The sequence below is a fragment of the Novipirellula rosea genome (assembly GCF_039541335.1).
GTDB classification, from domain to species: Bacteria; Planctomycetota; Planctomycetia; order Pirellulales; family Pirellulaceae; genus Novipirellula; species Novipirellula rosea.
On sequence record NZ_BAABGA010000120.1, the window covers coordinates 308,563 to 319,945 of the forward strand.

Sequence of the window (11,383 nt, forward strand, 5' to 3'; positions counted from 1 at the left end):
ACTCGTGCGTTCTACGGCGGGCTGCCGATCAAGCGGATTGTGTTCGGGTGAATTACCGCCCACGGCTTGGAAAGCCGAGCGACAATGGGCTGACGCAAGGCGATTTTGACAGCCGAATGGGGGACAGATGGAATCGTCGCTCGATCGCGCGGTTTGTGTCCAGAAGAATGACCGCCAACCACTTGGAACGCGGAGCGACATTGCTAGCATTCTGGCTGGGACTCTGCCCGATAATCGGTATAGATCACCACGCTTTCCTAGGCCCCTTGTTTTATCCAGTCGGATGTGTGACACATACATGAGCATACGGACATCCCATTCCTTGGAAAACAAGCGTGCTGCAAATGACTCGACCAGGTCTTTTTCAACGTCGATCCATTTCCAACCTCCTCCCCCAGGCTAAATCGGCCCAGGCTAAATCGGCCCAGCCTAAATCGGCCCAGCCTAAATCGGCTCGCCGTAAAAGTCGGCGTCGTTTGGCAGTCGAGCTGCTCGAGCACCGCCGCGTGTTGGCGGTCGCGGTCGACCTGGCAACGATCCAAGGCGTCGTCACCAACAGCGGCGATAACGTCGACGGCGCCACCGTCCAGCTGTACCGCGACAATGGTGACAACACATTTGACATTGCGACCGACACGTCGGTCACTAGCACAACCACTGCGACCAATGGCCAATATCAATTCCCGCGTCTGACAGCCGGTTCGTATTTCGTGCGTCAGCCCGCGCAAACCATTGACGGACGCTCGCTGTTGGAACAGGTCACTCCGCTGATTTCGATCAGTGGGACTGCGGTGCAGGGCCAGATCATTCAAACGATCGATGGGTTCAATTCGGCGGCCCAGAGCGTCTCGGACACCACGGCGGACGGCAATCCGGTGATCAGCAGTGTTGCAGCACCCCAAGTCATCGGCGGCGAACGTGACTTGTTCGTCAACAAAACGAGTGCGACCGGCTCGATTCAATTGAGTGTCAACGACCCACTGCTTCCCGATTTGTTGTCGTTTGACTCCGCCCAACTCGGGGATGGACAACGGCGGATTTCGTGGGACGGGCCTGACGGCACCGCGTTGACGATCGATGACACCGGGCTCGCAGGCATCGATCTGACACAATCCGGGACTGCAGCGGGCGTTCGATTGCAAGTCGGAGCGGACCGCGCCGGTGGAACCGCCATCGTCCGCATCTATTCTGATGACGGCGACGGCGCAACGGCAACACGATTCAGCACCGCGACGCTGGCCATTCCCGATACCGGGGGGACTCCGTCGTCGGCAGAATTTTTGCCGTTTACATCCTTCGTTGACGGGAACGGCGGCGGGGGGGCTGCGGATTTGAACAGTGTTGGAGCGATCGAGATCGAAATCAGCGGTAGTGCTAACGTCAACGGCACCGTCGAATTGGTCGGCACGATCGGGCCTACGGTGATCGTTCAGGACATCGTCAATGTCGAGAGCGCTGATCTTTCGCTGACCAAAACCGTTGACAATGCGGCGCCGTCGGTCGGCCAAGACGTGACCTTCACGATCACGGTCAACAACGCGGGGCCTAGCAATGCGACCAATGTGCAGGTCAGCGATTTGTTGCCTGCGGGATTGACGTTTGTCAGCAGCACGCCGTCACAGGGAACTTACGACGAAGTCACTGGGATTTGGAATGTCGGCTCGATCGTAAACGCCGCCAACGCCACCTTGGCGATCGTGGCTACGACCACCGGGCCCAATACCACGACCAATACGGCTCAGGTCAGCCAAGTCGACCAAGCCGACCCCGACAGTACTCCGGGCGATGATGTGATTGGCGACGACGACTTGGCCAGTGTCGAAGTCTCGCCGCAACAAGTCGACGTTTCGCTGAGCAAAACCATCGACAACGCGACACCCAACGTGGGTCAAAACGTGACGTTCACTGTCACGGCCGCCAACCAAGGCCCTAACACAGCCACCGGCGTGGTCGTTCGTGACGTGCTGCCCAGTGGAATGACTCTCGTCTCGGCGACACCCAGCCAAGGCAATTTTAATACCAGCTCGGGATTGTGGAGCGTTGGCTCGATCACGGTCGGGGCCACTCCGACGCTGACGATCGTCGCCAGCGTCGATACGATTGGACCTCGCACCAATACGGCCGAGGTGACTGCGGTGGACCAAGCCGACATCGACAGCACGCCGGATAACCAAGACGCAACCGAAGATGATCAAGCCAGTGTCGCACTGGACACCCCGATCGCAGATCTCTCGCTGACCAAAACCGCCAGCGATCTGCGTCCCAACGTGGGCGATGCACTCAGCTTTACGATCACGTTGGCTAACGCTGGCCCTGCCGACGCCAGTGGCGTGACGGTCACGGATGTGCTGCCTGCCGGCATCGCGTTTGTCTCGTCGACCGTGACGGCCGGCGACTACGACGCATCGACTGGTATCTGGACCGTAGGCGATGTGGCGGTGGGGGCAACGCCAACATTAACGATCAACGCTCGCGTCGAAGCCGCCGACGTCGTGACCAATACGGCTCGAATTGCGACATCCAATCAGTTCGACCCCGATAGCACGCCAGGGAACGATGTCGAGAGCGAAGACGATCAAGAAACGATCACCCTAACGCCTCGCACCATCGATTTGTCACTGACAAAAACGTTGGATGTGCCGCGACCGAGCATCGGCCAGAACGTCGTCTTTACCATCACGGCAGCCAACGCGGGGCCCGACACGGCTACCGGTGTCGTCATCGCGGACGCCCTGCCCACCGGATTGACATTCGTGTCGGCAAATCCTTCGCAAGGAAACTACGACGCGGGCACCGGGCTGTGGACAGTCGGCGACGTCACTACGACCGACACCCCGACCCTGGAAATCACAGCCCAATTTACTGCGACAGCAAACACGACCAACATCGCCCAAGTCAACGCGGCGAACGAGTTTGATATCGACAGCACTCCTGGGAATAGCGTCGCAAGCGAAGACGACCAGGCGTCGATCAGCGTCGTGCCGGCCAGTGCCGATCTGTCGCTGACCAAGACCGTCGATACGGCGACGCCGAATGTGGGTGACATTGTCACGTTTACGATCACTGCCACTAACGCTGGGCCGGACAATGCGACCGGCGTGGTTGTGCGAGACTTGTTGCCTGGCGGCACCACTTTTGTTGACGCGGTGGCGTCGATTGGCAGCTACGACGAAACGACCGGCCGTTGGACGTTGGGCACGTTAACCGCGGCAACTCCTGCAACGCTGACGATCCGTGCTCGCACGTCTTCGACGAACCTGGTGACGAACACCGCAGAGATTATTGCCGCCGATCAATTGGATCCCGATTCGACGCCCAACAACAACGATCCGGGCGAGGATGATCAGGCCGTTGCCACGCTGCAGTCGCAGCAAATCGACTTGTCGCTGACAAAAACGATCGATAATGCTCGTCCAAACTTGGGCGACAACGTGACCTTCACGATCACCGTCAACAACGCAGGCCCCTCGGGTGCGACCGGGGTGGTGGTCACCGACACGTTGCCCGTCGGGTTGTCGTTGGTCAGCAGCACGCCGAGCCAAGGTAGTTTTAACACCACCACGGGAGCGTGGAACGTGGGTGCGTTGGCGCTGGACGGTTTTGCCACATTGACGTTGGTCGCCAGCGTCGATGCACTGGGCAGCGCGACCAATACGGCTCACGTCACGGCAGCCAATCAAGTCGATATCGACTCGACGCCGGGCAACAACGATCCCAACGAAGACGATCAAGCGAGTGTCGACTTTGCCGTCCCGATCGCCGATCTGGCGTTGACGAAAACCGCCAGCAAGTCGAATCCCAATATTGGCGAGAACGTGACTTTCCGGATCACGCTTCGTAACACCGGCCCCGACGATGCGACTGGTGTCCGCGTCACCGACATCCTGCCCGCAGGATTGGCGTTTGTGTCGACCAGTTTAAGTACCGGCAGCTACGATCCGTTGACAGGAATTTGGAGCGTTGGTTCGGTCACCGCCAATGGCAGCGAGACGCTCGACATCGTGGCGCTCGTGGAAACACGAGGAGCCAAAACGAACACCGCCCGCGTCACCACGGCCAACGAGGCCGACCCGGACTCGACGCCAGGCAACAACGACCCCGACGAAGATGACCAAGACCAAGTCACGATCTCGCCGCCGCAGATTGATCTGTCGCTGACAAAAACGGCAAGCGTGGATCGTCCGGCCGTCGGGCAAAACGTCGACTTTGTCGTGACCGTTGCTAACGCTGGTCCTGACCCTGCAACCGGTGTCGTCGTGACTGACTTGCTCCCGGCAGGTTTTACGTTGACCAACAGCAGCGTTTCGGCAGGCAGTTACAACGCGACAACTGGAATTTGGAATGTCGGCGCGATCGTCGCGGGCGGTTCGCAAACGTTGACGTTGACGGCGCGTGTGGACACGATCGGTGAGAAAACCAATGTCGCTCAAGTCACTTCCGCGAACCAATTCGATATCGACAGCACGCCTGGGAACGACGTGACAAGCGAAGACGACTACGCGATCGTCAGCATCACGCCCGCAAGTGCCGATTTGTCGCTCGAAAAAACGATCAGCAACTCGGCACCGAACGTTGGATCACAAGTCACGTTCACGTTGACGGCTCGGAATGCCGGACCGGATGCGGCCGAGAATGTAGTGGTGACCGATCCGTTGCCAGCGGGACTGAGCTTTGTCAGTGCGACACCGAGCGTCGGCAGCTACGATTCTGCGACACGAACGTGGACGATTCCCACGCTGGCCAATGCGGCATCCGCAACGCTGGACATCATCGTGACGGTCGATTCGATCGGCGAAAAGACGAATACGGCGGAAATCACATCGTCGAGCCAATTCGATCCCGACAGCACCCCGGGCAACGCGGTCGCTGGCGAAGACGACACCGCCAGCGCCACGTTGACGCCCCAATTAGTCGACTTGGCACTCAGCAAGATGATTGACGAACCAAAGCCGAGCGTTGGCGACACGATTGAGTACACCGTGACGCTGACCAACGCGGGGCCGTCGAGTGCGACCGGCGTCGTGGTGACCGATCTGCTTCCTAGCGGAGTTCAATTTGTCAGTTCGACTCCGAGCCAAGGCACTTACGACGCGACCAGTGGTCTATGGAGCGTAGGGACGGTCGCCAACGGTGCCACGCCGACGCTGGTGATTCGTGCTACCGTGCTCAGCTCGGGGACGGCGACGAACACTGCCGAGGTTACCGCAGCGGACCAAACCGATTTTGACAGCACGCCGGATAACGGAGTCGTCACAGAAGATGACATCGCATCGGCCTCGTTCACCACGCCCGTGGCCGACTTGGCACTGACCAAGATCGTCAACGACATGACGCCTGATCGTGGCGAGAATATCACATTCACGCTGAATCTATCCAACGCGGGTCCCGATGCTGCCACGGGCGTAACGGTACGTGACCAGTTGCCGCCTGGATTAACATTTGTGTCGGCAACGCCAAGCATCGGCACGTTTGACGCGATCACCGGCATTTGGACTGTTCCACGGATTGAAAGTGCGGCTCAGGCGGCGCTATCGATCGTGGCTACCGTGACGTCGGGGAATACATCCATCAATCGCGCCGAGGTTCTGACAAGTCGCCAATTTGATCCCGACAGCACTCCGGGGAACGCAATTGATGGCGAAGACGATATGGCGTCGGTCAACATCACGCCCAACGTGGTTGATGTTTCGGTCAGCGCCAGCGTGGATAATGAAACGCCGGTGGTCGGCGACACGATCGCGATCACGATCAATGCCGACAACGCAGGTCCGGCGACGGCGACGGGGGTCTCGGTCAGCGCCCCGGTCCCCTCAGGATTAACATTGGTGTCGGCCAACCCAGGGCAAGGCAGTTACGATCCGGCGACCAGCATTTGGTTCATCGGGCCGCTGCAACCTGGCGTCCGCGCCCAATTGATCTTAAACGCCACCGTAGATGTGCGAGGGGTGAAAGAGTTGCCGGTCGAGGTGATCACGACGGACCAATTTGACGTCGACAGCACGCCGAACAACGACGTTGCCAGCGAAGATGATCAAACGTTATTGTTGATTCGTGCCCCGCGTCTGCTGAGCAAGCGGTTGTTCTTGTCGCGATAGGCAGGGTCCACAAGCGAGGACGCCTACGTCGCGAAAGTCGCGAAGACTTTCGGCGCTTCGAGATGCAGGACGAAACTCTTGACGAGTATCGCTACATGAAATCGACCTTGAAACCAGCGATGCTCTTCACACTCGCTGGTGGAAGGGAAAGATCGCTTCGGCGAACGACTCGGCGGTCGGGAATCGCCGCGCCGGGTCGACGTCGATCGCTTGGCGGATCACGTCGCGGAGCGTTTTTGGTAGATAGGTGGCAACGTCCAAGACGGCGTGCGTTTTCTCGGGCTGAAACACCATGTCAGGTTCTTTGCCGGTGGCGAACCGGAACAGACAGCAACCGCACGCGAACAGGTCCACCGCCGGAGTCGCAGCGGCCACATCTCGCCGCTGCTCAGGTGATCTGTGCAGTTGCTCGGGGGCAAGGTAGAACTGCGGGGCGGTCGCCGATCGATCGTGCGTCATCGAACTAGGATCGTCGGTTTGGCTGTCGATGGCCGGTTCGAAATTTCCGAGTTTGATTTGTAAATGGCGTCCTTCGCGATACCCGAAGATGCTCGACGGATGGATGCGGCGGTGCAAGATTTGCTGCTGATGGGCACAGTGAATCGCTTGCAAGACACGCGACACGGTCCATGTTGCGGTCACGATTCGTCGCTCGGGCGATTGACCATCGGTTGTGGCAAGTAGGTTCAGCGGATCGACCGATTCCATCACCAAAAACGGTTGGTCGTCCTCGATTCCGAACTCGATCGTTTTCAGGATTCGCGGGTGATCGAGACTGGTCAGCACCGCGGCCTCGCGAAAGAATGCTTGTTTCGCTTCATCGCTGCAAACGACGCCGGCGTGAAAGACTTTCATCAGATAAGGCGTTTGTGTGCGATGATCTTTCGCCATATAGAGCGTCGAGGTGCGATCACGCGAGATTGGTCGCTCTAGCAGATAGACTCCCATCGCCAGCATGTTTGCTTCGACTTGCTGAGGCGAAGCTTCGTCACGCCACCGCGACGGCTGCGTTTCACACTCTGCAATCCGTGTTTGTAAAATCGATGCTTGTGCCGATTGTCTTTGTGTAACAGGGAAATCGACGGCGGATTTCGTCGGTGCCGAATGATCACGCGTCCGCTCGGCCGAATCATGCTCTTCTACTGACGGTTCGCTCTGCAGCGGGACTTGCTCTGCATCCAGAACTTCGCACACGATCTCGGTCTCACCGACACCAAACCGATCCCCGTCGACCAGCGACGCGGCGACTAAACGAACGCCGTTGACCCAAGTCCCGTTACTGGAATCGTTGTCGATCAGCTGCACGCGTGGCGGGGCGATCTGCAAACATAGATGTTCACGAGAGAACGCTTTTTCGAGCGGCAGCTTTAGATGCGACGGGGATTGTCGGCCCAGCACAATTGTGGCGTCTTCAGCAAAGGTCCACGAAGCCCCTACGTGAGGTCCCTTGGTCACGCGAAGCCGGATGGACGACTCGGCACGCGAGCGGTGGGGATCACCGGGTTGGATCAGAATGGTTTCGTCGCTCATTCGTTCACTGCGTCACTGAGTTGCAAGCGATTATTCATCCTTCGCGTCGGCCTTGTTTGCGTTGTCGTCGTTGGCCGCGTCCTGGGGTGGCTTGGGTGCGGGTTCGTCGCGAACCTCTTTCGCCAAATCCATGTTGACGATTGCATCGGCGATCCATTCTTCGTCTGGACTGATTTCCAGTAGTGCCAACAGTTCGCGAAACTGGGGAGCGATTTGGTCGTAGACAAATTCGGTTCCCGGTTTGGCTTTGCCAAATTCGATTCCATTTTGCAGCATGAATTTGCTCAGCGTGGCGATGTTGCGTTGTTCGGGCGGGTAGGCTTCGGTGTAGGCCCTACGCTGGATCGCATTGACATCGGTGTCCGCTGCCTGCATCACGGTTTGATTGACGCGTCGCAGAAAAGCCTCGGCATCGTTGATCCGTCGCCACTCGGCAAGCGACAAGCCTTTGCGTTTGTTTGGCGGATAGCGATGGTAGAATTTCGACGAGATCGCTTCAAACGCCGTGGCAAATTGTTTTGAAAGTGCAAACTGTTGTTCTGGCGTCACTTCGCGACCCAGCATCTGTTCGGCGAGTTCGGTCATTTTGTCTCGCTCGACTGTAAATTCAGGATCGCGGAACAGAAACGGCCAGGTTTTGAATAGATCGGGAAGCGGGCTGGTCAGTGAGAGGGCGATGGCTCCCCCGGATGCGGGCGTTTGCACTTGCAGGGCTGCGAGCGTCTCGTCGCTCAACAGTGGTAAATTGGCGGAAATCCCCGGTGACAAATCCCCGCCCGAAAGGAAACCATTTTGCTGAGCATTGATCTGGTCGAGCAAAAAGTTGAACAGATTGCCGTTTCGCACGGCGTATCGTGAATTGGCGGGATCGCTGAATGCGCGGTCAAATAGCGACGCCACGCGTGCCCGCTGCTCGACCATCGGCTTGCGACGGTTTTCGATGTCCGCTGCCAGCTTGTTCCATTTGCGAACGTCATACTCTTCCTGCATATTCCAATAGTTCTGCATGACTTTCAGTTTTAAGTCGACTTTCTTCGAAGCCGCTTCGACCAATTTGATCTCCGACTTCGCGAACAACAATCTAGCCTCGGCAAGGCTTCGGGTCCGTTCGCCATCGGCTTTCATCAAGTTCGCTTGCGCATTGACTCGGTTGCTGATCGTGTCACTGGAATTGTTTCGGATCACGATTTGGGCCGATGCACTCGGGCATGTTTGTGTTACACCGATGCCAGCCAACAGAAAGAGAAGCGTGAATCGCATGAGCAGGATTTCCTAAGGAGTAGACTCGGGGGCCGCCGGGATCGCTGCGGCCATCGTCTTCGCCGTTACCACTTCGAGTATAACCGCTGAGTCTTCGTCGGGCGGTGCTTGATAAGCAACCAACCCCAATAACGCTGCGTCTCGCACGACCGGAGCACCAAGCAAATTCAAGCCCTGAACTTGCTCGGCGGTCGCTTTGATTCGTAGCGATCCGGCAATCCCATCATACTCAGGGTCTTGCCCGAGGACGCGTAAGGCAAGCCAATCCAAATTCGCTTTTTCGGACGAATCAAAAAACGGATCCTCGTGATCAAACCCCGAATTCAGCAGATCCACGGCCAATCCGGGCCGCACCGATCGCTCGTTTTCGAGTGCGACGTGGGGAATGGACTTGCGGATTCGCAGCCAGCCGACATCCGCTGACGCAGCGGCGGTCATGGCTAAATTCACAAGCCGAGCGGCTTGTTGGAGCAAAGGGTTTCCTGATGAGTTTGCCGCATCGCCACTCGCTTTTGCCGCCTCGTTTTGCTGGATGTATTGTTGGCGAAGCAAGTCAGACGTCTGAACCCGTTTATCAAATTCGGCAAGCACGCCGGACGCCGTGATCGCGTACTCTTGCATCGTCGCGATGTGTACCACTTTGGGATGCGAGTAACCGTTTTGCTGCATCATCGAGATGCTGTGCACGATCGATCCCGTCGTGGACAAAAGATGGTCATCGGTTGCAACGGCGGTTCCGAGCCGAAAATAACTGTGCGTCTCCTCGTTCAGGATCAACACCCAGTAGACACAATCGTCGATGGTAAAGGCCGACTCCTCTGCGTCATCCAGTGGCGGCGTGATTAGGGGCGACGTGACCGGAGGTACCGCAGCAGTGTTAACGGGAGTCACGGATTCAGAGGACGGGGCTTCAGCGGTTTGGGGTGTGGAATCGACCGTGTTCTCGGCGGATTCGTCCGGAACAGCAGCCGTAATCGGTTCCAGGATGTCAGCGTTTGGCTTTGTCGTCACCGACTCCGTTCCTGAGAACGAGGTCGATAATAAATAGATCGCTAACAAAACTGGCAACAACACAGGGAGCCACGCGAATGATTGAATCCAAGTGCGGCGACGATTCGGATCCGCACTGAGGGACGCAGCCAGCCGGTTCTGACTCCGACTCGAATCATTCAAACTCGAATTCGTCAGCTGAAAGAATTTTTCAGTCGCAATCGGACGCGAGCCGAGGTAAACCGTCTGGTTCGGGCTTAGCAAACAGGCGTTGATTCGTTTTCTGAAGTCGGCATCGACAAACAATCCATTGCGGCTTTGAGTGTCTCGCAGAACACAAGTCCCACTTCTGCCAACGATCAATATCGCATGTCGTCCGGAAATCTCGGGATGATCCAGGGTCAGATCACAATCCGATGCTCGGCCGACGCTCAGCACGGCGTCGGCTCCCTGCTCGCTGGGCCAAGGCAACAGGATCGATTCGGTTAAATAGAGTCGCTCAGCCGCGAGGATGCGTCGTGGTTGGTCGATGAAATCGATCGCAGATTGTCGGCCGGCGATGCCCACGCGGCCTTGACGCGGCAGCACTGTGAAGACGCCATTGTGATGGCGGACTTCGCAGTGCAATGGCTTGACGTCGGGCGAGTTCACGACAATGCTGCAGTTGCGGTCGCTGCCAATTGTCCACGTCGTCGATTCGTGCCGAGTCATGGCATTATCCTGTGGCGATTGAAGTTGGCGGCGGGGTCACCAGGCAAGCGAAATACAAAACGCTGTTCTCCGAGGATGAAAGTGGAACCGGATCGTAGCGTTGCCGAGGTGACTCGGTGCCACACCCCGTTGCGGCTGTTCTGATCTTCGAGAATCCAGCCGCTGCTGGTTTCACTCAGCACCGCGTGAAGCGGATCAATCGTGATGTGATTCAACACGATATCCGCGGACGAAGGATCACGGCCAATTTGCAACCGTTTTCCGGTTGGGATGGTGATCTCGTACGACAAGCTGCCAATTTCTATCAGCTGAAATTGGGGTGGTGTCCCCTGCGTGCGTTCCCAACGGAACCCAACTCCGCCAATCATGAACGAGTCGTCAGGGGCAAGGTGAATGATCGGTTTGCGGATAAAGGTGCCATTGGTACTTTGTTGATCGACTAGTTGCCAAAGATAGCCGCCGTTGGAATCGCTGGTCCGCTGGATTTTGGCGTGTAGCGAGGAAATGTCGGCATCGTTGGCGAAGCACCAATCGGCTTGGCGGCGGCCGAGCGTCGTTTCGGCCTTTCGCAGCCGCAACACTTCCCCGTCGGTTTCGCTGTCATCGTCCAACGCGATCAGCAGTGGTGTGGGGACACGCCGTTCGGGTAGCAGTGGCCGCGTGCTGGAGATATTTGCTGGGCTGGGGGCATTTGCAATATGAATATCAATTGCCGTCATCTGGGCATCGACCGTGCCACACTCGAGACATCGTTGCCCAAGCTCGATCCAGCGTTTGCACTTTGGACAGACAGGCAT

The 11,383-nt window shown here is 57.7% G+C and carries 5 protein-coding genes; 1 reads left to right on the forward strand and 4 read right to left on the reverse strand.

The window, feature by feature from the left end:
* Positions 1-476 precede the first annotated feature (476 nt).
* Entirely contained in the window at positions 477-6,095 is a 5,619-nt protein-coding gene (locus ABD971_RS33450; RefSeq protein WP_345327987.1) for a DUF11 domain-containing protein, read from the forward strand.
* 126 nt (positions 6,096-6,221) lie between these two features.
* Here ABD971_RS33450 and ABD971_RS33455 read toward each other — a convergent pair whose 3' ends face one another.
* The 4 genes from ABD971_RS33455 to ABD971_RS33470 are packed head-to-tail and all read right to left on the reverse strand — an operon-like array spanning position 6,222 to position 11,383.
* A complete protein-coding gene (locus tag ABD971_RS33455; protein ID WP_345327988.1) occupies positions 6,222-7,625 on the reverse strand; it encodes a protein kinase domain-containing protein in 1,404 nt (467 codons plus the stop codon).
* Between the two features lie 30 nt (positions 7,626-7,655).
* Positions 7,656-8,885 carry a hypothetical protein gene (locus tag ABD971_RS33460; protein WP_345327989.1) on the reverse strand — a complete coding sequence of 410 codons (1,230 nt, stop codon included), beginning with the start codon at positions 8,883-8,885 and terminating at the stop codon, positions 7,656-7,658.
* Between the two features lie 12 nt (positions 8,886-8,897).
* Positions 8,898-10,586 carry an FHA domain-containing protein gene (locus tag ABD971_RS33465; protein ID WP_345327990.1) on the reverse strand — a complete coding sequence of 563 codons (1,689 nt, stop codon included), beginning with the start codon at positions 10,584-10,586 and terminating at the stop codon, positions 8,898-8,900.
* On the reverse strand, positions 10,583-11,383 hold the full coding sequence (locus ABD971_RS33470; RefSeq protein WP_345327991.1) for an FHA domain-containing protein: 801 nt from the start codon (positions 11,381-11,383) through the stop codon (positions 10,583-10,585). Before ABD971_RS33470 ends, ABD971_RS33465 begins: the two co-directional genes overlap by 4 nt.

What these genes read in the sequence shown, in the direction of transcription:
- ABD971_RS33465 (WP_345327990.1), bottom strand. Translation starts at nt 10,586, where the DNA reads ATGACTCGGCACGAATCGACGACGTGGACAATTGGCAGCGACCGCAAC.
- ABD971_RS33455 (WP_345327988.1), bottom strand. Translation starts at nt 7,625, where the DNA reads ATGAGCGACGAAACCATTCTGATCCAACCCGGTGATCCCCACCGCTCG.
- ABD971_RS33460 (WP_345327989.1), bottom strand. Translation starts at nt 8,885, where the DNA reads ATGCGATTCACGCTTCTCTTTCTGTTGGCTGGCATCGGTGTAACACAA.
- ABD971_RS33470 (WP_345327991.1), bottom strand. Translation starts at nt 11,383, where the DNA reads ATGCCTGTCTGTCCAAAGTGCAAACGCTGGATCGAGCTTGGGCAACGA.